Annotated in this window: 1 protein-coding gene; it reads right to left on the reverse strand. The window is 48.1% G+C overall.

Annotated elements, in window-relative coordinates; translation table 11 throughout:
• Nucleotides 1–233 (reverse strand): hypothetical protein (locus N8M66_RS09385; protein ID WP_261047252.1); only part of this gene is annotated, 233 nt, incomplete at both ends.

Raw genomic sequence — 233 nt, forward strand, 5'->3', positions numbered from 1 at the left:
CTCCACCCGCTTCAACAACAGAAAGAACATCAGCTAGAACATCAGCTTCAACAAGCGCAAGCACCTCAGCAAGTACATCAGCTTCAACAAGTGCAAGGACATCGGCAAGCACATCTGCTTCAACAAGTGCAAGCACATCAGCAAGCACGTCAGCAAGCACATCAGCTTCAACAAGCGCAAGTACGTCAGCAAGTACATCAGCTTCAACAAGCGCAAGTACATCAGCAAGTACA

The organism is Streptococcus mitis, assembly GCF_946188585.1.
In the GTDB taxonomy this organism is placed as follows: Bacteria; Bacillota; Bacilli; order Lactobacillales; family Streptococcaceae; genus Streptococcus; species Streptococcus mitis_DG.